12 protein-coding genes are annotated in these 22,457 nt (G+C 53.2%); 3 read left to right on the top strand and 9 right to left on the bottom strand.

All coding sequences use genetic code 11. The features are described from left to right. Window positions 1-119: 119 nt before the first annotated feature. Window positions 120-590 (top strand): hypothetical protein, encoded by a 471-nt coding sequence (locus RBB82_RS24635; protein ID WP_433975754.1) that lies wholly within the window; start codon window positions 120-122, stop codon window positions 588-590. A gap of 511 nt (window positions 591-1,101) precedes the next feature. On the opposite strand, the gene RBB82_RS24630 is transcribed toward RBB82_RS24635, so the two are convergent. From RBB82_RS24630 to RBB82_RS24595, 8 genes are all read right to left on the bottom strand, one after another. Continuing rightward, window positions 1,102-3,282 (bottom strand): two-component system response regulator, encoded by a 2,181-nt coding sequence (locus RBB82_RS24630; protein WP_433975753.1) that lies wholly within the window; start codon window positions 3,280-3,282, stop codon window positions 1,102-1,104. Next, window positions 3,279-5,384 (bottom strand): ATP-binding protein, encoded by a 2,106-nt coding sequence (locus RBB82_RS24625; protein ID WP_433975752.1) that lies wholly within the window; start codon window positions 5,382-5,384, stop codon window positions 3,279-3,281. The genes RBB82_RS24630 and RBB82_RS24625 overlap by 4 nt, the downstream gene beginning before the upstream one ends. 11 nt (window positions 5,385-5,395) lie before the next feature. After that, complete coding sequence (locus RBB82_RS24620) at window positions 5,396-7,432, bottom strand: TonB-dependent receptor plug domain-containing protein (RefSeq protein WP_433975751.1); 2,037 nt, start codon at window positions 7,430-7,432, stop codon at window positions 5,396-5,398. Next, window positions 7,429-7,806 carry a hypothetical protein gene (locus tag RBB82_RS24615; RefSeq protein WP_433975750.1) on the bottom strand — a complete coding sequence of 126 codons (378 nt, stop codon included), beginning with the start codon at window positions 7,804-7,806 and terminating at the stop codon, window positions 7,429-7,431. The genes RBB82_RS24620 and RBB82_RS24615 overlap by 4 nt, the downstream gene beginning before the upstream one ends. Window positions 7,807-8,198: 392 nt before the next feature. Then, on the bottom strand, window positions 8,199-12,767 hold the full coding sequence (locus RBB82_RS24610; RefSeq protein WP_433975748.1) for a cellulose synthase subunit BcsC-related outer membrane protein: 4,569 nt from the start codon (window positions 12,765-12,767) through the stop codon (window positions 8,199-8,201). Window positions 12,768-12,808: 41 nt separating this feature from the next. Further along, on the bottom strand, window positions 12,809-13,933 hold the full coding sequence (gene bcsZ / locus RBB82_RS24605) for a cellulose synthase complex periplasmic endoglucanase BcsZ (protein ID WP_433975747.1): 1,125 nt from the start codon (window positions 13,931-13,933) through the stop codon (window positions 12,809-12,811). Further along, the gene (gene bcsA, locus RBB82_RS24600) at window positions 13,930-18,300 is read right to left on the bottom strand and encodes a UDP-forming cellulose synthase catalytic subunit (protein WP_433975746.1); all 4,371 of its coding nucleotides are present in this window, start codon (window positions 18,298-18,300) and stop codon (window positions 13,930-13,932) included. Before bcsA ends, bcsZ begins: the two co-directional genes overlap by 4 nt. Next, the gene (locus tag RBB82_RS24595; RefSeq protein ID WP_433975744.1) at window positions 18,297-19,211 is read right to left on the bottom strand and encodes a MinD/ParA family ATP-binding protein; all 915 of its coding nucleotides are present in this window, start codon (window positions 19,209-19,211) and stop codon (window positions 18,297-18,299) included. Before RBB82_RS24595 ends, bcsA begins: the two co-directional genes overlap by 4 nt. 596 nt (window positions 19,212-19,807) lie before the next feature. Here RBB82_RS24595 and RBB82_RS24590 point away from each other — a divergent pair. Beyond that, window positions 19,808-20,266 carry a hypothetical protein gene (locus RBB82_RS24590; protein ID WP_433975743.1) on the top strand — a complete coding sequence of 153 codons (459 nt, stop codon included), beginning with the start codon at window positions 19,808-19,810 and terminating at the stop codon, window positions 20,264-20,266. 42 nt (window positions 20,267-20,308) lie between these two features. Here the strand turns inward: RBB82_RS24590 and RBB82_RS24585 are convergent, their stop codons facing one another. Beyond that, entirely contained in the window at window positions 20,309-21,043 is a 735-nt protein-coding gene (locus tag RBB82_RS24585; RefSeq protein ID WP_433975741.1) for an FkbM family methyltransferase, read from the bottom strand. Window positions 21,044-21,784: 741 nt separating this feature from the next. On the opposite strand from RBB82_RS24585, the gene RBB82_RS24580 reads away from it, so the two are divergent. Then, entirely contained in the window at window positions 21,785-22,165 is a 381-nt protein-coding gene (locus tag RBB82_RS24580) for a response regulator (RefSeq protein WP_433975740.1), read from the top strand. Window positions 22,166-22,457 lie beyond the last annotated feature (292 nt).

Genomic DNA, 22,457 nt, shown 5'->3' with positions numbered 1-22,457 from the left:
GTAACCAATCTGTTCTTTCTGAGCCTGCTCTCAAGAATGACGTTTATCCCTATGCGTTTGCGTGCCATATCGAGATGCGCTTCGATTTATCTACGAAACACATTTTAAAGGAGACTCAGATGGGAACGACTCTGGAAACGACTCTGGAAACGACTCCGCATGCTGGAGACAAACAATTCGCCGGCTCTATAAAGACTAGCGACCCGGCACCTCAAGGTGTGGGTACGTTTAAATATCGACTATCGTTGAATGGAACTCCAATCGGCTGGCTCGGGAAGGGGGGATCGCAGAGCATGTGGGCCTTTGTGGTCCCAGATGTAAACGACGCCGTGATCTTACAATGGTACGCCTACGGTGGGGCCAATTATCTTACCATTCCGGGTGTTGGCTATATGACGTGGAGCGGTGGCCTCAGCGGGAATCCGGTTGCATTTAATACCTGGGCTTATGCTAACGGATGGAAAGAGGAGGGAAGTCTCTTGATCGCTGTTGATTCGGGGGCGCCGCTGTCTGTGTATCGCAGCGATGTGCCGTGGTTGTATGCGAACCCGAGTTATAGTGTCGTCGGAGTCACCAGGAATAACGTTTAGCCCTCCCTGGGCGGTCTAACGAACCGCGCAATCGGCGCCTAGGATCTGTTGCGCTGGAACGTAATCAACACGCTCCAGCCCCCACCAACCTCAAGTGTTCCCCTAAAAATCAGCGAACACCTATCTTCTTCTCCTAGGTGATGAGCTCAAGGCTTCTTCACTAATCTGATGGGCGCGGTGTCCAGCCGACGATGGGGATAATCAATTCCGGCTTGTCGCGGTATTTCCCGATCGACTGGCGGGATCTCCCGGGGGCTCGTAGTGGGAGGCTTGTATGTGCCGGGTGCGTCATCATAAAGCGCTCGCTCCTTACCGGCTCTCAAGCTGAACGATTCTTCCGGATGGAGAATCTTTCAACCGTTGGCTCGGCTCGGCCCCACAACCACCACTCAACTGAACAATTAACCATCCGAACATCATCACGACCAAAACGAGTCGATGTTCGCGCTGCCAGAACAGGACGCTTACGTACATCCATCGGTCATCAATGATTGTCTGTGATGACAGCAAATCAAGAGATTGACCCATTGATTCTCAGCAAATTATCGCCTGAACCAACGTCTGCAATTACGTCTGGCACGATGATGAAAGCTGGCTTGCCTAGTCGTATTAGCTCGCCGCAGTCCGATGCCGGCAAAGCCGGGCTGTAGAGGAAGCCCTGAATCTCGGCACACTTCTTGATTTCCAAATAGTCGAGTTGTTCCGTCGTCTCGACTCCCTCCGCGATACAAGTGAGACCGAGGTTGCGCGCCAGGTCGATGATGCTCGTTACAACCGCCTCGGCTGCGGGCTGTGAAGGAATGTCGCGCATAAAAGATCTATCGATCTTGATACGGTCCAGCGGGAACCGTCTCAGATAAGAGAGTGACGACCAACCTGTACCAAAGTCGTCAAGTGAAAGGCTTACACCAAGCTGCTTTAGCTTAAGCATGATGTTGATGGTAGTGTCGGAGTCGTCGAGGGTGAGAGTCTCAGTCAGTTCTAGCTCTAGCCATTTGGGATCGATTTGGCTCTCACGGAGCACTTCTTCAACCGTACGTGCGAGATCGCCTCGATAGAATTGCTGGGCCGAGACGTTTGCGGCCATGCGCACCTGCGGCAATCCTTCGTTCTTCCAGGCGACGCTTTGCAGGCATGCCGTTTTCAAAACCCACCTTCCGACTTCGATAATCAGTCCCAGCTCTTCCAATAGAGGAATGAACTCGATAGGGGAGATAAATCCGAGATGCGGGTGTTTCCAGCGGAGCAACGCCTCGACCCCGGTGATGACGCTCGTCTTTGTTGAAATCTGCGGCTGGTAATAAAGGAGAAACTCTCCTCGTGCAGACGCGTGGTGTAGATCGTTCACCAGCATCAGTCGTCGCTGTGTGGCCAGGTTAAGTTCGGGCGTAAAGAATTTGTAGCTCCCGCGTACTTTCGCCTTAGCGGCATACATCGCTGTGTCCGCAGCTCGCAGCAACACTCCCGGGTTTTCTCCGTCGAGTGGGTATTGGGCAATACCAATGCTTCCGCTTATCTGTAGCTTATGGCCGTCAATCTCGAAGGGGTCGAGCAACGATGTGAGCACCTTCTGAACGACCTCTTCACTGTCCTGGTTGGTCGCGACCTCCGGAAGTGCGATAACAAATTCATCCCCGCCTAATCGCGCCACGATGTCGCTGTCACGGAGACAGGCTCGCAGTCGCATCGACACCGCTTCCAGAAGGCTGTCACCGATGTGATGGCCGAGAGAATCGTTGATGTGCTTGAAGTGATCCAAGTCGAGCATGAGTACCGCGACTCGTTCCTTGTTACGACAGGCTAACGTAATTGCCTGACTCAAGCGATCTTGCAGTAGGATGCGGTTCGGCAATCCGGTAAGCGTATCGTGGAGCGCCATATAGCGAATGCGTGCCTGATCTTGTATGCGGCTGGTAATGTCGCGGATGTTGCATTGCGCGACCCGTGCGCCATCGACGTTATAAACGTTTCCAATAAACTCGACGTCGACCAACGAGTGGTCGTGAGCAGCCAGTGGCCAATGCTCAAGAGAAACATGCTCCCTCGTCTTCAGCTCATTGAAGGTAATCCGACAGGCTGGAATATCTTTAAATGGCGCAACTTCCCAGAGTGTCTGGTTGAGGAAATGATTGCGGCTATAGCCCAGCATATCCACGACCGACGCATTGACGTCGGTAATTCGTCCAGTCTCGAAATCCAGTAGCAGGATACCGTCTTTGGCGGTCTCAAAGAGCCTGCGGTAGCGAACTTCGGAGGTGTGCAGCTGTGCGTTCTGCGTCACCAGCTGTTTTTGCGCGGCCCGCAGCGTCAGATGAGTCGTGATGCGAGCCAGAAGTTCTTCAACCTGGAACGGCTTGGTGACATAGTCGACCCCGCCTGCTGCGAACGCCGCAACCTTGTCTTTCGTGTCGGCCAGCGCAGTCATGAAGATGACCGGGATGTCGCGGGTGCTCTCGATCTTCTTCAGGCGACGGCAGGTTTCAAAGCCGTCAATCCCCGGCATCATTACGTCGAGCAGGATGAGATCGGGACGTACTAGTTGTGCTCGCTCCACGCCCTCTTCGCCGTCCTGCGCGACCATGACGTTGAAGCCGCTGTCCTCCAGATAATCCACTGCGACCGCGAGATTGGCCGGGATGTCGTCCACAATTAGGATCGTGCGTCCGTGTAAGTGAGATGAGAGTCGATTCATGATTTGTCCGCCATTTCCAGCTGTTTTTGAAGAGCATGCTTCTCCACTAGGCGGAGAAGAGCTTTGGATTGATATCCCAGCGCCAACTGCGTGATCTTGTCGGCAAACGGGCGATATTGTGGATCGAGTGCTGCGAGATGATCTACTTTCTCCCTAATGGCGCGCATGTTTCCTGCCTTCGCCAACCCGCGCAGAGACTCCATCTCCGCGGACTCGGGTATTGCGAATGGCTCCGCCCCATTGTTTGGGGGAGATCGCACCGGTTGCGGGCTATCACGGATCCAGGTCAACTCGAGCAGCCTGCCGATCTCCTGCAACATGAACGCGTTCTCGATAGGTTTGGTCAGAAATGCTTTGGCCCCTGCCGCCATGCAGTCGTCCTGCTCGTCCTGGGTTACACCAGCCGAAACGGCGATAACCGGAACCATGCGCAGATCAGCCATCTGCTGCATCTGGCGCATCGCTTCCAGTCCATCCATCACCGGCATTCTTACGTCCATCAGGATCAGATCGGGCGGCGAGGCCTGGGCGAAGGTCACCGCCTCCAGGCCGTTGACCGCCTCGCTTACGTCAAAGCCCAGACTGCCCAGCGTATCTGTCAGCACAGCCCTGTTCGCATCGGTGTCATCGACCACCATCACCCTTTTGCGAGGACCGCTGTAACCGGAAGCCTGCCCACTTGTTGGCGACACGCTTCGTTCGGACCCAACAATTCTCGCTGACATCTCGAACGAAAAACAGCTCCCCTGGTTCGGAACGCTCTTCACCTGTATTTCGCTTCCCATCAACCGAACCAGCTGTCGGCTGATGCTCAACCCAAGCCCGGTCCCACCAGATCGGCGTTGCTCATCCCCTACCTGCTCGAACGGCCGAAAGATCTTTTCCAATTCCTCCCTAGCGATGCCGATACCGCTATCCTCCACTTCAAAGTGGAGCTGCACCTGCTCCTTTGACCGGGACAGCACTTTGACACGCAGGTCCACCCGCCCCCGATCAGTGAACTTGACCGCGTTCGAGAGCAGGTTCAACAGCACCTGGCGCAAGCGCTTCTGATCAATTTGGACGAATGCCGGAAGATCCGGGGCGATATCGCACCCAAAGTCGAGAGCTTTTTCTTCGGTCTTGATACGGATGATATTGGCAATGCCGCGAAGAAAAGCAGACGTATCCAAAGGGCTGAGCTGCAGTTCGATCTTGCCGGCTTCAATCTTGGACAGATCCAGAATGTCGGTGATCAGCATCAGAAGATGCTCGCCGCTCTGCTGAATGGTTTCCGAGGCGCTGGCCTGACGCGAGGTTAGATTTGGATCTCGCTTCAGCAGTTGCGCATACCCCAGAATCGCGTTCAACGGCGTACGCAGTTCATGGCTCATGTTTGCAAGAAACATCGACTTCGCACGGTTCGCACCCTCCGCAACATCGCGCGCCACAGCCAGTTCCTTAGCTTGACCAGCAAGACTCGCCTCACTCTGACGCAGTTCGCGCTCAGTTTCGGAACGACGCTTTTCGTGTAGTAGGAGAGTGCCAAGGATGACGGCTGAGAAAATGTTAGACGTCATGGCTGGAATGATCGAAGATGTTACTTCCTGTACCCCCTGGAATAGCGCAAGAACAGACAAGCCGCCCGCCGCTGACAGCATTCCAAGGAGCGGCAAGTGAAAATATTGAAGTTGCTTGTTTTCAGTACCCGAACGATATGTCAACGCCCAGTGGAACAACAACCCCGAGGCAGCGGAGACCAGCAGTGAGATAACCGCAACATTATTGGATTGCACCTTCGCCGGCCATGGCAGGAGCTCAATTGCAACCGAGAATACGAGACCTCCCAAAATCGCTACAGATCCATCTAGAGGTCCGACAAGTGCCAGCAAGATGGTACTGCATCCGACGGCCGCGCCCCCTTCCAGATGCACTGGCAAAACGAGTGCCCCGGCCGTGGCAATGCCGAATAGAACACCGGAGGCCGATCTCTCTATGAACTTACGGCCCCGTGAAAGGCGCGCTGCAACAATTCTTATCGGGCCATAGAAGATGATCGCGCCTGCGAAGACTGCCACGTTCAGCAGAAACTCGATCATCGTGATTTGCCAGAATGGATTCATGTTTGCATCACTCAGAAGTTGATCGACATCGTACCGAGCACACGTCGCTCTACTGCGGGGCCGGAGGTTTGAACTTGGCTTGCGTGGGTCAGGTTTTGACCTGAGACAGACCATGTCATCCGACTAGTTAAGTTGTAGGCGACTCGACCATCCAGCGAGACGAAGCCAGCAACCGGTATGAGCCCACCAATCGGACCGTCCTTCTGAATGCCAAAATCTCCCGACTGGTAGTGAAGATAGCCGTCTAGCTCCCATCTTCGATTTGTCCAGCCGAGGTTTGCCTGGACCAGATGGACAGGCGTCGTATCGTCATAATCAGTGAAGTTAGCGCCACCCTGCGCCTCAGGTACGAAATGGTCTTTGATCCACTCCGGACGATAATCAACACTCCAGCGGTAATTTCTCAGAAGGATGCCCTTGAGCCCTAGTTCGAGGCCGTTTGCATCGGAGCTACCAATATTCAGTGGCAGCGAGTACGGACCATTTGATCCCATAATGGTTCCACCAAAAATCGCCCGAAGATCTTCGCTGTGCTGATGAAACGCACCTCCGCGGAACAGAATGTGCGGACCATCCATTACGTGGTCCCAGCCGATCTCGTAGTTGGTCACGATGGCCGGATTGAGAAAAGGTGAACCCGTGGTCTTGAAATACGGAGTGATCAAAATTAACGCGCCGCTGTCGACCAGACTGGGAAGCTGAGCGCCGCGGCTGGCCATCAGGCGGAGGGAGTCTCTCTCGCTCGGCTTCCAGAGGAAGCCACTGTTGAAGCTGGGATATGTGATCGAACGATTCCAGTCGGAGTTCGTGAAGGGGTAGCCAGGGGGGACAAAACCATTGCGGCCAAATGTAAGGTGGTCGACTCGCAGCGCATTGGTCAGCGTAACGGCGGGGGTGATCGTCCAATTCCACATACCGCTGGCAGCCAACACATTAGCGTTGACGTTAGCTCCGGGCGTTGAAGTGGTGTTTTCGGTGGTGAATCGATACTCCGTTGCAGCTCGCAGTATGTGATGCGAACCAAGGTTGAAGATGTCATCGAGTTGGGCCACGGTCACGCGGTTATTGAAATGGAAAGTCTGATCTGCAAATCCCGGAGCAGCTGTCACGTCCGACCAATTGGTGTATACGGTGCCGTGAATGAGGCCAAAGTCACTCTCTGCAGCAAATTGAGCCTTCACCGAATCAGTCAGATGATGTTCGTTATCGATCTGATAGCTCGGCTGCATGGTGTTCAGTTTCGAGAGTGAGTAGGTAGCTTCGATACCTAACTGCATCTTCTCGTTAATACGAAAGACGGTATCGAGGTTGATCGCACCGCGATATTCATGTTCCCGTGGAGTAATCGCCATCGCGACCGGAATCGGCGTAGAGAAGTCGTTGTCTGAATAGCCCCCCATAGAAAGACGCACCCCCGCATTGCTGCCAAACTTATGGGTTGTAACGATAGATCCTGCCGCCAATCCTTGCGTCCCCCCAGTGGACGATATCGTGTCGACCTTGTCATAGAGAGGGTTGTAGGTAATGATGTTAATGACGCCACCGGCAGCGTTGAAGCCAAACAACGCGCTGCTTGGACCCTTAATGATTTCGATCTGGCGAATCATGGCCAACTCAACTGGCACAGAACTCCACGGTGTGTAGCCATAGTCATCTGAATACACTTGGCGGCCATCCACCAATACAAGCAACCGCGGAGAGAGTGCTTGATCGTATCCACGAACACTAACGTCAATATCATCATTGCCCCATTCCAAGGTGTCGACTCCGCCGGCATGGCGTAGTACGCCTGGAATATCCTTAGCGCCCGAACGACGGATATCCTCCGCCGTGATGATTTCCATCGTGGCCGCCACCTCGCTTACTCGCTGTGGCGAACCGTTTACACTAGTCGTTACTGGCTCTCTAAATAGTTGCTCAAGCGCACCATAGTCCACTGACTGGCCATGAGCCGAGAAGGTCAGCAACAGTACGAACATGGCTGCGACACACCGCAGCCAGCCGTTCGATCTATTGTTGCGAAGCGTAGATTGAGAAATTGAATTCATTCGCGTTTTACCACCATCATGAACACGAGTGAGAAGTGCGCTCCCACGGCGTCTGCCAAAGCGGTATTCAGGGATATTTCAACCCGCTGACCGGAATGCACCATCAGAACGCAGCATTTTGCATCTACGCAAGCAGGATCACCAGAAATACTCACAAGATGATTACGGTGCATGGCATTCAGAATTACGTCGGAATGTTTTGAGGCACCCGGCATGAGAAAGATCACATCCAGATGCCCTTGAAACTTCTCCAAGTCAATGGTGGACAAAACTACTGATCGAAGTATTCGAAAGTTCGGCCCCCGCATATCACCGATACTTTTGGCCGTCTCCACAGCTAATACTTGAGCATTAGGGATGTCGGATGGATACACAACTCCTACTGCGATGACTCCTTCTCTTGGGAGCGATTCGAGAAAGCTAAGCGTTCGAATGGCTGCCTGGAGACTATCGGCTGATCCCTTGTCCATAGCATGCGTTGGAGGCACGAACCCAAACAGCATCACGATAACTACAGTTATCAAGACGGGAACCGCCGTAGCGTATCTCTGACATTTCATAACGGAAGTCTGAGTCTCCAAGACGAAAACGTCTATTTACAGATTCGTGCGACATGGGACGCCCTTTCCCCAATAACGGTATAAGCAATAGTGGTACTTGTAAGTACCACTACTGGGTGCCGAATTTATTACAGAGTCGGTCGCTACCGCTGGAGCGAATGTAGGTTGTAAGTTCTGGTCCGTGTTCAGGTCTTACAATCCAACCTTTACGGCGTAAACAACGGGCGCAAACCACGAGTTGTAACTAAACCTGTCGGTCCGGTTATCGAATCCGTTAATTGGGGTTTGAAAGAGTACCGCAAAAAGAAACTGAGTCGACCGCTGGTGTAGTCGTAGGAGTTGTTCACGCTGAAGGCACCTCCGACATGCCAATGCTCCGTGATCAGGTACGATGCCTCTCCTCCCACGTTGTAATTTGCACCTATGCTGATTCGTTCCACGGTAAATGGGTTTTTGGCTGCAGCCTGCAATGCGCTATCAATCGGGAAATAAGGGCTCGCGTCTTCTTGGAATGCTTGAAGTCCCAAGGATCCCGCCACTTTGTAATGAAATCTAGAACCGTAGACCCCATCGAATGTAATTGGCACACTGCTCAACAGATATGCTCCAGGGCTGAAATAACCGCCGTTGCCATAGGTGAATAAGCGTTGATTGTTCGCATAGTGCATTCCGAAAAAGTTCATACCAAGGGTTAGCTTTCCGTACTCGGGGTGATTCCAGATTGACCAGTAAGCGCCCGCAAATCCGTCAATACGATGGTTTGACTCAACGTGCTGGCCCGTCATGTACTGACCACCACCCTGGATATACCATCCCGATGCAGCTTCACTCCGGCTGATTTGCAACGAGGCAGCGTTGCTGATAACGCCGCCCCATATATTGCCAGGGAACGAAGGCGTGGCCGAACCTAAATCCCTTAACCCGGCGTAAGACAGTTGAGTGTCCTCGATGGGTTGACGCTCAAGGGTCAAAGTCACCGGGCCGTTGTCTGGCTGAATCAGTAGTCGACCCGTTACGTTCTCCACGAGGAATCCCCTCGGGGTGTAACCGACCGCGGCGCCGAAGCTCCTGGTTCGAAGTTGCAACTCTCCACCTACCCCTGCGGCGGTCTGGACAGGGGAGAGAGCGCCTAGTGGGAGTGTTCCCATTTGAAACGCAGCATCGGCACCAGCTGTCCCACTCTCTAGAAGGATGGGATGTACTACTACCGTAGCTCGTGCTCCCCTGCTCAGCATCATAGATTCTTCGGAGTTGGCGCTGTAGGCGGTAAGGCTGTCAAATCCGGGCTGGCCACTATGAAAAACTACGGACGAGTCTCCTCCAAAATACGAACTTGAGCTACTTTCGATAGCGTCTAAGTTTTGCTGTGTCTGCTGACGGGCAGATAGGACTTTTATCGAGGGACTGACCATGCCTGTAAGGGGAGGCAATGACTCGACCGGCTCCAAAGGAATGGGTTTGAGAGTCGCCGCTGGGGAAATATCGCTCGTAAGAATCTGCTCAACCCCGCCAGGGGGCCGAATTTTTCCGAGAACGGCATTTTGATAGATGACTCCGGTCGATTCATTCAATGCTGACCCATCTTCGGGCGATGGAAGGAGTGCGCGAGCTTCGTAGCTTGGAATGTCGGGAGTTGCTGAATCCGAAAAGATTCGCGTATTCGGGCGCTGGTGGTAAGAGGTCGAAGGAGCGGACGGAGATGGAGATGCTACATGGTTTCCTGGCGAATCTTCGACAGTTCCGCTCGTAGGGGCCAAGGTTACATCTCTCTCGGATATAAGATGATGCTTCCGTGGAGGCTGAGCCAGTGTATTTGCGGGGTGTGTCTTATAGTTTGGCGAGTATGCCCATTCTTCGTCATGAGGATCGCCCAGCGTTGCGGAGTCTGAGCCTGAGTCATCTTTACTTCGCCGATGAGGACCCTTCGCGCTAAACGAAGGTTGAGCTATGTCGTAGTCGGACCTGTCATTCTCTGAACCCGCAATGACGCGACTGTTGAGGCTCTGGTTTGAGTGAAGGGGTTCGAGAGATCCCTGGGTTCGGTCCTGTTCTGAATCTCCTAACGAGCGAGATTGGAGGCGAGTTTTAGATTGCGGAATCGATTGCGACAACAAGTTGTACAGCTGCTGCCGGGCCGACGGCTCTGCATCATATGTCGCGCCGCCAGTGGGAAGTGATGATGTGAGGTCAGCAATGGAGGGTGGCCCGGCCGCCCGCAACGCTGCGCGATCATAGGCTGCCGCTCGTTGCTGGTCACCTCGTTGCTGCTCGAATCGGGCGGCGAGCTCCAGCACTCTTTCGTTCTGTCCAAAGCGGTCCAGCGAGATCTCCAACCATGCCTTTACCTGTTTACGATCATTTGCAACCAGCGCTGCGTTAATGGCCGCAGTACAAACACTCAAGTCTGCCTCGGTCATATCCTGTCGCGCATAAAGAGCTACTGATCGCTTCGCGTCGCCGTTTGTCAGGTATGCGTTCGCCAGTGCGGCATTCACAGAGATATCGTCCGGAAAGGCTTTGAGCGCAACAGACAACACCGCGACAGCGGCTGCACGGTTGCCTTGTTGAGACAGTTGCGAAGCTCGCTGAATAGACCAGCTCGCCCACAGATGCGCCACCTGCGTCTGCTGATCCTCTGTTAGATCGTCAAAACGATTCAGTTGCTGGATCACACTAGAAAGCCGCGCATTCTCGCCGGCTTGGAGCGATAGCCAACCTTGTTGAAGTTGGACGGCAGGTGGGGGATCGACGCCCTGTTGCGCATAGAACGAATCTACTTGTGCAATTGTCTCGGATGCTTTCCGCTTGTCTCCAAGTGCACTATAAATCGATGCGAGGGTTTGTAGATACTCGGGATTTCCTTCAAGGGTCTGATTCACGGGCTCTGGCATTTCGTCGTTCTGACGAAGAGCATCGCGATCGTGACCTATGGCGTGGAGAGCCTGCACCCATCCGAGCCATGCGTTTGTCGACTCGGGATGTTCGTCAGCGATCTGTGCAAAAAGCTCGGCCGAGTATTGCTTATCGCCGTTGGACATCTCCAGAGAAGCCAGTTGCAGTTGCAGAGCGGTTGAAGATGAGAACTTGAGCGCTCGCTTGAGCGTGGCTCGAGCCGCCTCGATTTGACCCGCCGACTGGTAGATACCTGCAAGCATGGATAAGAATCCGGCGTCCTTCTCCATAGCTGCAGAGATTGCAGACGGTGTCTGACGGTATGCACGCAGCGCCTCCGCGTCCCGGTCTGCCAGATGATTTGCGGTCACCATACCTCGCCAGGCATCCATATTGTCCGGGGCAGCAGTTAGTATCTGCCGATAGCTACGTATGGCAGTGTTGTAGCGTTTTGCCGTCATCAGAAGCGAAGCGTACTGTAACTGCATTACGATTGACGGCTCGCCACCGCCATCACCCTGCGACAAAGCCAGAGCACGCTTCAGAATGCTGTCTGCCCGAGCTTGCTCCCCGATGGCTGCATAGTCGCCGGCCAGGTATCCCATGAACTCCGGATCGACTTCAAAGAGAGTTCGTAGACTAGACGGGATGCGCTCGGCCGTTTTGACAGCATCCGCTTGTTCCAAGGCCTGGGATTGCCCAAAGAAGAGAGCGCGCCACGCTGCCTGCGATTCAGCATTGGCTCGTACCGCTTTTTGTAGATAAGGAATGGCCTCTTTGGGCCGGCCTGCGCTTAGAAGCGTCCCGCCGAGAGCGATCATGGCATCGGTATTCTCTGGCTTGAGTACCAGGGCGTTGCGGTAGTCAGTGATGGCTGATTCCAGGTCTTGTCTCTCTGCAGCGCTTCTCGCTGCACTCATCGAGTTCCAGAATCTTGAGTTCGTCAATGCTTGAGCAAGATTTGCGTCTCGATCGCCATCCTCTTTTGCTTTTTCAAATTCTCGCACCGCACCGGCGAAGTCTTGCTGCTTCATGAATACGTAGCCCAAACCGGCATGCGCTTGGCCATGTGTTGTTTCGTGTATAAGTGCCGCACGAAAGTGCTCGTCGGCCTCCGACAGGTTATTGGCAGTCAAGGCTCGATATCCAGCTCCCAGCTCTGACGTCGATTTAATCGGAACCGTTGAGGAAGAAGTATGAGAAGCGGAAAGTAAAGCCGAAACATCTTGTGGTGTTTGAGTTCGCTCACTCCAACTCATTGCCTTTCTAAGTGCATCATCAGCATCGCGATCGGCTGGAAAGCGCCGCAGGAGCGTAATACCTTCCGCTCGTGTGTCGGAGTCGTAAGTAAGAACCCGCCCCAATGCAATGGAGTATTTTTCGTTCGCAGGGAACTGACGAGCAAGTTTTCGTAGACCTTGAACGGCATGCTTTCGTTCTGCGGGAAGAGCGGCTAACGTATCGTAGAAAACAAGCGCAGAGTCACCTGCTGGTGGATCGTTGCCATAAACCTTTCGATAGATCTCTATCGCTTCGCCGTATTGACCTGATTTAGCCAGAGCCGCGGCCTGCCCCAATAGTGCTGTGTCAGAAGGACGCGAGTGCATTACTTGCAACTCTCCGACTATTGCTGGACTCGCCCCCGCTTTCTGCAGGCGCTGAATATAGGCGTCCGCCTCGGCTTTATTCCCAAGCTGAATTTCAGCTGCAGCGATGCTCCGTAAGGCTTCGATATTGACCGGATCCGATGCAAGAACCTGTTGCCACGTCGAAATTGCAATGTTAAGATGACCGCTTTGAGCCTGAGTTTGGGCGCGGGTCAGCAGAATTTTGAGTGCAGGCGAATCGGCCGCTACAACCCGAACCGGATCTATCGCTATCATGCAGACTGCTATAAAAACGGCCTTATGAAGCTTTGAAGAATTTATCTTTGCCATGAGACTTCCAATTCTCCGGTATCACGAATCCGGTACCGGTGCTCCATAAAACCGAGCGCGAACATCGAAAGATTCTGGTCGTAGTAACGGGGCGGGTCGCCGTACAAACCCGACTGCGAGGACCACGCAAGGTTCAAGCGTCTCTCCTGCTGTGCAGCTGCCTCAGGCGCTTGTGATGCTTGCAGAAATGGAATGAGCGCTGCAGAGTAAGAGATAGGTCCAGTGCCGGTGGGTGTAGGACGGCCTTCGGTGATAACCTCCGGCGGGATGGCGTGTCCCCTCATATAGGTCGCCATACTTGAGATCTCTTTCAGAACAGCAGCACGGCCCGGAGTCCCTGAAGAGGTGATGCCACTCCACAGGTAGACCCGAATCGCGTCGTAGCTCCCAGTGGCACGGGCCGAGCCGCTATCCGGTGCGGGGATTGGGCGGATTATTCCCTCGGGCGTGAGTTCAAGCCAGTCTGACGCAAATCCTGCTATCGATCCTTCTCGAAGAAGCCAAGGCAGGGAAGCGGCTAAAGCAGACCACGGACCTGAAGGCTGCGCCTGCGCAGCGGCCTGAAAAAGAAAGAGCGGCATGTAGCTCGGGTTGAGCGCGACCGTCCCGTCTCGTTCAAATCCTGTCTGCCCGGGCAAGAGTACAGGAGAGCCATGAACTTGGAACACTTCCTTGCTCGCGATAAGCTTGAGCAGAATTTCCCCGGCGCTGGTGTAATCGGGGCGCTTCCACAGACGTCCCGCCTGGATCAGATCATAGGCCATCCAGATATCTGCATCACTGGCCGAATTGCTGTCCTTTACGCCCCATGTACCATCTGGTCTGCGTCCCCAGCTCCAGGCTGGAAGGTTGCGCGCTACGCTGCCGTTTGCCAAATGAGACGCGCTCCACTGGTATACAAGGTCGAAGCTCGCGGGATCATTGGCGACAAGAGCGAAGAACATCGCGTAACTCTGTCCCTCTGACGTCGTCACCTCGTCGCGATCATGGTCGACGACACGGCCATCCCTTTGCACGAAGTGTTCCACATAACGCGTCCACAGAGGCCACGAGGATTGAGTGGCCGGACCTGATCCCAGAACGAACGATATGACGGCGAGCACAGCGATCATGTCAGATCTCCATGCAGGCGCTCGGCAGCTCGTTGCTTCAGGCGCCCGTGCAACCAAGGCGCCAAGAGTAAGCCGATAAGGAATGGAAGAAGAACTCCAACCCAAGGCTCCTGATGCATCCATGCGCGGATTCTTGGGATCGCCGCTATGTGCCCTACGTAATACGGAGAAAGTCCAATTGAAAAGGAATCAAAGTGCGCGCCATGCTGAAGGACAGCGTTGCCGTGTATCTGCCCAGAGGAGGAAATATTCAGAAAAGCGGGGAAAAGACCTTGTGTCTCTTTACCAAGCATCACAACAATGATGGATCGGTGAGGCACGATGGGTGACTCAACCCCTTCTATCACCGAGTCAACCGCCTGACCCAAACTGCGATCGAGACGCCCTTCTTCATCGCCCCCTCGTATGTCGGAAAAGGACGCCGCATCAAGATGAGAGATTTTTGTCCAGAGGCGCTGAGCGAGAGAAAACGTGGTGTTAAGGCGTCGCGCTGTGGCTCCTTCTTCGAAGCTCAAAGGAAGGCTGGCGTTGAGAGCGGCAGTAGTAGGTATATCGGCCTCGCTCCCAATCACCAGAAGATCACGATCTTCTCCGAAGCTTTGGGCATTGCCCACCTGCACGCGGAGTGCGGGATATCCAGTTTGTGCAGAGAAGTAGGCAAGCAAAGTGAGCATCGTTTCGATCTCACGTTCTGAGGGCTGGTCCGGGAGAACGATTGTGGTCTGTGAAAGGTCAGCGAAGCGGGTGAAAGGGAACCCGGCATTTGCAAACAATTCGAGATTCGGCAGTGCTGTCCAGTGGGGGAGTCGGCTCAAGTCCAGATTCGAGGTGCGGAGAAGAGTCCCGGATGAGCTGGACGGCGGTGGAGGAATACAGAAATCTCGACTCGTGGGTTGAAAGAGAAACTCGAAGAGCAGCGTGTTCGCAAAGGGCCGAAGATTGCCGACAGGAATAGGAATGGCAGCGCTCTGAGAAGTATCTTTCCCACCACCTTTAGGTGACAGAGACAAATAACTTATCTGAGATCCATTTGCTGTTACCCGCAGGTTAGCTGCCTGAGACGGGGGTGAACTGTTATAGACATATTGCAGACGAAGCTTGATTGCCTCGCTGTCACTCAAAAAGAGATCGGGCGGTATGCGGACGTAGGAGGCAACGGGTTGGGACCCGTCGGTGCGCAGCTCATTGACGTCGGCGTAGCTCCACAAGGACGATTGCGTTGTGGTCTGTACCCATCTTGGCGCATCGTCCAGGCGGCGCAACGCCGGTAGGGTTTCGGGTTCAACGGTGGCAGACTCACCCCTGAATGTTTTTCCTGCAGCAAGGGCGTAAGCCGCCGCCAGCACCTGATTATCGTCGTCTCCGCTGACAACGAGCAGTTTGCTCACGCCATCTGCTGGATTGACCTTCATTGACAGGCGAGGACCATGAGAAGGCTGCCCAAGACCGGACAAGAGCGACGAATCGTTACGCGCGACGACAACAGAGTTACCCGCAAGCAGACGCCCAATAGAAACGGGGAATAACATCTTATGGGAGTTGGCCCTCAATCCAAACCACGAGGAAACTGCGCCTGCGGCCAGCAGCAACGTGGGAGATGGTGAAGACCCAAACACAATGACGATGCTGGTGGAAGGTACGCTTTGCTCCTTCTCATAAAAAGGGCCGGGCAGCACCGCAAGGTCATCTGCAATCGGCAGCAAAACACCTGTCATTTCAAAGGTCGATGTAGGTTCCACTTGCGCCCAGAGACGAGAATCTCTTGGATTCTCACACCGTGCGGTGTAGTGGGCTTGCAAGTGGAGCGTTAAAGTGTTCCGCGTTGTGAGCAGTTCTCCCGGGATGGGGATGTCAGCACTGAGCGGCGATGAATCCGCTCCTGCAACCACAGCCGGCATCGGTAAGTCTACGAGCGCCGTATCGTTAAACGACACGGTTATCACACTCCGTTCTGAAAGCATATCCGGCGAAAAGCGATATCTAAGATGTAGCGTGCCGTTTTGTGCGACCTGAGATCCACTCAGAACAAGAGGTGCATTCGCGAACGTATCCCCACCACGCAACATAATGCCATCCTCGGACCCCATGTCAGCGAGCGAAATCGTCGTATGGAATGGGTGCCCAAGAGAGACAGGAGACCGGGATTGAGCAAGCAAAGCTGAGTGTAGGACGAGTAGACAAAGCAATAGGCTCGCCACTTTTTCGGTGCTCTCTTTCAGAGCATTAGCGCCTCGACTCGGAAAGAAGCTGGTAATGGAATACCGAATGCCACGCAATGAGAGTCGCATGATGGTGGCAAGGCTCTTGAGCATGCGATCAGGAGGAGGCTCACCCGCGGGGAGCCAGGCATCCGCGCGCGAGTAGAGTACCAAAGTCAGCGACTCCTCTTCTCCAAGAGACAGAGGCCGATACTGAAAGCGCACCGTCGCTCCCTGGTGACCGACAATACGGGCTGGAAGAGCAACTTCGCTGTCATCAAGAACGTAGATAATCTCAATGGCTTCGCCGTCTTCAAGGGCTGTGGGGATTCCCAAAGTTGCTGCACCGCCGCCAAGCGATAGATCGTTAGATATGGCAGCGACCATGGCGCCATTTTTGAGACGAATTGAAAACGTCAGTCCGCGAATGAGACGTACATTGCTGCGTAATTGCTGAGCTTCAACGGCAACGGCATTCGCTGTACCAAGGATCATGCAGTTGAAGAGAATCCAAAAGACGTTCATCACCACGGCGCCCTTATGGTCCGCGTTATGAACATAAAATCTCCATGGGGCCACCGCTAGGCCAATGTAGTTAAGAAGTAGTAGAAATCGATAAGGCCGAGCTATCGATTTGTCAAAGTAGCGTTTCCTTACAATTCCCCCCTTGGCGGTGACATTGAACTTACCGAGCTTCGGGTTAATCAGTGCAAGCAGAGTAGGGCCAAGAATGTAGGGAGCCAGCACCGTCTCGTATACCTCATTCCAGAAGGAGTGTCGGTATTTCCCTTGAAGGCGAGAATTTGTCATGTTGGACACAAACAGGTGAGGCAATGCGTAGGCAGCAATTGAGAGCCACAGTCCCGGGATATTGCGCAGCCCAAGCAACATGTACACCAGGGGAGCAGTGAGAAAGATCAGACGTGGAAGCGCATACAAAAAATGCACCATCGCATTGAAGTAGCAAAGTCGTTGTGGAAGTGTAAGTCCACGCGCAAAGAGAGGATTGTTGGTGCGGAGGATCTGTATCATGCCCCGAGCCCAACGAATTCGCTGTCCGACATGAGCCGAGAGGCTTTCGGTTGCTAGCCCCGCAGCCTGCGCGGTATTGATGTACGCTGTGTTCCAACCATGGGTTTGCATTCGGAGCGAGGTATGCGCGTCCTCCGTCACGGTTTCAACGGCGATGCCGCCGATTTCATCGAGTGCGGTGCGACGCAGAACGGCGCAAGATCCGCAGAAGAAAGTAGCGTTCCACAAATCATTGCCATCCTGCAGCAGACCGTAGAAGAGTTCTCCTTCGTCCGGCACCAGCCCATAGGTCCCAAGGTTCCGCTCAAATGGGTCGGGGGAGTAGAAGTGATGAGGGGTCTGCAGCATAGCGAGCTTTCGGTCTTTCAGAAACCAGCCCACAGTGATTTGCAGAAAACTACGCGTCGGCAAATGATCGCAATCGAAGATCGCCACGAAAGGAGATTTCAGTTTCGAAAGTGCATGATTGATGTTTCCTGCCTTTGCGTGCAAGTTGTTGGGCCGAGTCATGTAGCCAATACCGATCTGCTCGCAGAATCCGCGAAACTCTTCCCGCTTTCCGTCGTCGAGGAGGTAAACATGCATTTTGCCGTTTGGATAGTCGATATTGACCGCAGCCAGCGCAGTGGACCGCACTACCGAGAGGGGCTCATTGTAGGTAGGAATCAGTACATCTATTTCTGGCCAGGTATCGGAATTCGGAGGCAAGGGAACCGGAGGTCTTCGGAGAGGATAGATCGTCTGTATAAAGCCCAACACCAGAATCGAAAAGGCATACACCTCCGCTGCCAGAAGTAGAAACATGAAGAAGAGTTCTATCCAACTCAAATCGCTGCTTGGATCCGTCACCGCCTGATACACCTGAGTCACACGCCACACGGCGTAACGACAGGTGGTGAGCAGGGAAGCAACAATGAGCATCACCGTGGTCACATAAGCTTGAGAAAAACTGTAAAGTGCAAACACAATCGCCAGTGTTAGAAAACCAACGATAGCCTGTTGCTGCCAGTCGAAGCGCAACGTAACGCACAGGTAAATCAGCACGCCAAAGACCACGTACAGCGTGGCGCGGCTAAGGGCGCCCGCGACGCTTCTGCTTGAGCCGACTACCCCCCACAACGACGCCAGACGCTTCACTCTTCACACCAGCGAAGTTCTGTCTTCTCAGTGTTCATCTCTGGCACCTGCAGCCACCGAACGATCTCGTGGCAGACAACTGTCGCCTGAGCCTCGGGCGCATAGTACGGCAGGACAACACCATTTGCGACCGCGTTGTGAACCTCAGGTTGGCGATTGATCGCCGTTGGAAACAAATTTTCTCCCAGAGATTTTTCGAGAAGTACCCGAACTTCTTGAGCGGCGCGGGATCCATCCATCTGGTTAATGACGAATTGAACGCGTGCAGCGGGGATTCCGAGCTTAGTGAGTAGCAGTTTGACAGCTTTCGAATACCATACTGCCGAAGGTTCGGGCAGTAACGTCACTAGGAGAATGTCGCATTCGCGAAGGCAGGCGCTCGACGTGTCACTGAATCCGTTTCCGAGATCGAACAAGACACAGTCCACCGGCGTTGTGGCAAAAAAACTTTCTAAATCAGGGAAGCAGGCGCTCCCACTGCAAGCCAAAATATGGATTTTTGAGTCGCGAGATCCGGGAGTGGAGAATGTGCGTTTACCTGGGCGTGCCTCCATTGCACCGAAATGGAAAGCCAGACCTTGCCAAGGTGAAGTGTCTACGAGTAAAACACGTCGTCCTAATTGACATAGGATACTGCCGAGGCTTGCAGTCAGGGTACTCGTGCCAGATCCGCCCATTGGAGAGAATATGCCAATTTGGACTCGATCTTCATAAACCGGCGGCGTGGCTTGGGGGGCTATCACTTCGACAACTGCGTCGGGTGTCCTAAAGATTCGGCGGCGAGGAAACGGTTGATAGTGTGTGTCGTTCAAATGCAGATTCAAGAACAAGGCGGCGACATCCTTGTTGGGCCGCACCTCTTCAAGCCGTTCGCCATCCGCAGGTATTACAACTTGTTCTCGATCAGACATTTGTTACTCCGCGATGCCCAATGAAAAAACTTTGGTTCCACGAGTAACATGGTACCAGATAGTACCAAACATCGACAGACTTTAGCGACAATCTGAAGTGGTATTACCGTACCCATAGGTGCAGACATTCTGTTGGTACTTAGAAGAGGCGCCTCCCTTCGGGCCCGCCTAGCCTATCTTTTTAGGTGGCCTATAACCGCAATGGTTACAACATCTAACCGGTCCCGTTGGTCCGCGGTACTGCCACTTTATCGTTACTCCGAATCGATGACTATCCGTCCGCACGTCGTCCGGGAAGGTGGCTATTCCGTTTTGCAACCGCGCCAGCATCTCGTGGTTGCTGCCGCGTTACTCAAGTCCACCGCTGCCTCGGGTATTTGAACGCGCCACAGAGCAGATCGCCAAATCACAACAGCTCGATCACGTCCTCCTCCAGTATGTCTCCTCTCGGCTGGGGCACATCAACCTGACCGACGACTACATCTGGCACATCAATAAGCGGGTTAGTAAAGGCGGCGTCAGACCTGTCCGAGGCCCCCGGCGCACCTTATCGCACATAAATTTCCCTAATAAGGTGCTCCTTCTTTTGGATACGCATGCTCACCAGTACAATTGTGCAAACCACGATTGAAAAAATATGGTATCTGATAAAACGTTTGGAGAGTCCACCCTCCGACCACCTTTTTCCTGATCTTATATCTGACAATAGAAATCACATAATTCAGGAACGCTTTGGTATTGATTTGCGTGCCGACGCAGAACAAATAGTGAGAGAAGCTGCAGGAGGATTCGTGGCACTACTGTACAGAAGCGAAGGGACGGTAACCTACGTGACTCCGCAAAATCGACGTAAGTTTACCCTGAAGGAACTGCAGGAATTCGTCGGCGGATATATTGAATATGTTCATGCCAAGGATGCAAGCCAACTGATGATTGTGTGCATCGACCGTGATTCCAAGCCCGTCAATATCCAGGCCACGAATCTCAGTCTGTTCGGAAAAACAGTAGAAATTCGTGGGGACGTCATAGTCGGCAATAGCTCCGAATTGAACTAAGATGTGCCAGCAATCCTGCAAACAACGCGAAGCACCACGATGTTAGGAGATGTTGCGAATGGAGCCAGGCACGCTTCCTGGCAAACGTTCACGGAACGCGTACAGAACATTTCCGAGAGCACACCCGAGGCGCAAGTCAAAACTCTCAGCATAGTAGGATACGAAGCAGAATCCTCTCTCGCTCAAAAAGTTATGGAGATCGAAGAAGCTGGTGTGTGGCATCTCAGCATTAGGGGCGAGCACGCATTCCGCATAGATATAGCGAACCTTCCCAGCGCTAAGTCGCCGACTCGCACCTCGCAATACCGGCAGTTCAAAGCCCTCAACGTCAATTTTTAAGAGATCGACTACGTCGATCCGATTGGAGTCACAAATGTTATCGAGCGTCTGAATTGACACATCGACGCTATTTAAGGTGGCCTTAATCGATCTAATGCTACAGCTTCCGGCACTGGCGGCGATGTTAATCTGAACTGTGCCTACGGCCTCGCCCAACGCGCAATTAAAGGTGCGAACCTTGGGAAGAGATTTCACCTTCTCAACGAGGCGCGAATATGAAGTGGGAACTGGTTCAAACGAACAGATCGCCGCTGAAGGGAACGCCTTTGCAAAGCGACACGCCGTTTGCCCGAAGTTAGCTCCCACATCAAAAATTGTCTGTAACGGGGAGTCGGATGACAGCCGCGCAAGGTCGAGTTCGACGTCGATTCCTAGGCGACAACTGTTGGCGATGTAGAGTCCCGACTCCAGAGCGAGATACTTGAGTGCGTTTTTCATGATCCTGAATCCTAACATTTCCAGACAGCAAGGCCATAAAGCAAACGTGGCGGAAGTATTCGCGTGGAATGGGCGAGCGGCCTTTGGGTTAATATAGCTATGGCGCAGAGAAGGTAAGGTATCTTCGTGTGACCCATCTACTTCAGATCATGCTTCGAGGACTAGAGACCTCAACTACTTCGAGCCAAGCCACATGACTCCTCTCGAATTAGCGTTGATGGTCCAACTAACTACGAGTAATTCTGAACTATTTCCTACTGTGAACAAAATAGTATTTAACAAACTCTCAAAAGAGCAGGATATTCAGCTCTTCCTGTCAATGCTCGTAAGAGAGGGCCAGGGCTCTTTAACCCTGCTAGCGTCTAAAACATAACGATCGCACCTTATGTCTCGAGAAGAGACATTCTATAAATATGAGCTATGGTTAAGAGGCGCATCGCGTAAATGAATCCCTTCCAGGGGTGGTTCGGTATTTTTGATACCACAACCAGCCACGTCAAACAATCATCTTCATCAACTGTCCTATTATTTCTTACGCAATTTTAACCTGGTCAGAACGGTTACCCGAACATTTGCCGCGCGCAATTGTTTCGCTCGTTTGTGTGATTCGACGCTTATAACATTTTGACGGCTATCGATAAGTGACATGTGATAGCGTATAGGCAAGCAGTTGCTAGCATAGGTATTCACACCCATACCCTTTGGCATTTTTTCAAACGGGAGATCGCCGAGAGAATATCTATGTCGCAAAACGGGGCTGTCCGGATATTTGTCGTTGGCGATGAACCTGTCATCGTGCTAACACTCGCCGCCATGTTGAAGCAAAGCAGCTTTTCGGTCGAACCATTTACGAATTGCTCTGATGCCCTGCATCGCGCGATAAAAGCTTCTCCCGATCTACTCATAACGGATGTTGCATTATCCCATTTGTCCGGCGTTGACCTTGCAATCCAAATGAAAAGGCACTGTCCGGATTGCAAAATTCTACTTTTTTCGGGACGTGCTTCGACGGCTGGCTTGCTCGACACTTATCGCGCTTATGGCAATGAATTCAACCTACTTTCAAAACCGATCCACCCTCTGGATCGCCTCCAAGGAATTCGCGGTCTTGCCACGATCTAGGAAGGCCCGCGTCGATAAAGGACCTGGGGTTGAGGTAAAGAGTTAGCTTTTTTGCATAGGTCGTAGTGCTGTTGCATATAATACCAGTGTTCAGGTCTATCTTCCCCCAAAGCGGAACTGATCGCAGCTGATAGTGAAATGTCGATATCTCGATTGCCTGCGAGAATATTTGAGAGAAAAGGCTCGTCTATACCGACTTCTTTGGCAAACACTGCCGAGCTGGAGGATCGCTTCCTGAGCATATCTCGTAAGATGGTTCCCGGATGTGGCGGATTCTGCATTTTTACACCTC

Source organism: Tunturiibacter lichenicola, from assembly GCF_051013355.1.
GTDB classification, from domain to species: Bacteria; Acidobacteriota; Terriglobia; order Terriglobales; family Acidobacteriaceae; genus Edaphobacter; species Edaphobacter lichenicola_F.
The sequence above is the reverse complement of the archived record's forward strand: the minus strand, read 5'-3'. Positions and strand labels throughout refer to the sequence as shown.

Bases quoted from the DNA above. Each gene is read 5' to 3' on its own strand.
- RBB82_RS24635 (WP_433975754.1), top strand. From the start codon at position 120: ATGGGAACGACTCTGGAAACGACTCTGGAAACGACTCCGCATGCTGGA.
- RBB82_RS24630 (WP_433975753.1), bottom strand. From the start codon at position 3,282: ATGAATCGACTCTCATCTCACTTACACGGACGCACGATCCTAATTGTG.
- RBB82_RS24625 (WP_433975752.1), bottom strand. From the start codon at position 5,384: ATGAATCCATTCTGGCAAATCACGATGATCGAGTTTCTGCTGAACGTG.
- RBB82_RS24620 (WP_433975751.1), bottom strand. From the start codon at position 7,432: ATGAATTCAATTTCTCAATCTACGCTTCGCAACAATAGATCGAACGGC.
- RBB82_RS24610 (WP_433975748.1), bottom strand. From the start codon at position 12,767: ATGATAGCGATAGATCCGGTTCGGGTTGTAGCGGCCGATTCGCCTGCA.
- bcsZ (WP_433975747.1), bottom strand. From the start codon at position 13,933: ATGATCGCTGTGCTCGCCGTCATATCGTTCGTTCTGGGATCAGGTCCG.
- RBB82_RS24595 (WP_433975744.1), bottom strand. From the start codon at position 19,211: ATGTCTGATCGAGAACAAGTTGTAATACCTGCGGATGGCGAACGGCTT.
- RBB82_RS24590 (WP_433975743.1), top strand. From the start codon at position 19,808: ATGCTCACCAGTACAATTGTGCAAACCACGATTGAAAAAATATGGTAT.
- RBB82_RS24585 (WP_433975741.1), bottom strand. From the start codon at position 21,043: ATGAAAAACGCACTCAAGTATCTCGCTCTGGAGTCGGGACTCTACATC.
- RBB82_RS24580 (WP_433975740.1), top strand. From the start codon at position 21,785: ATGTCGCAAAACGGGGCTGTCCGGATATTTGTCGTTGGCGATGAACCT.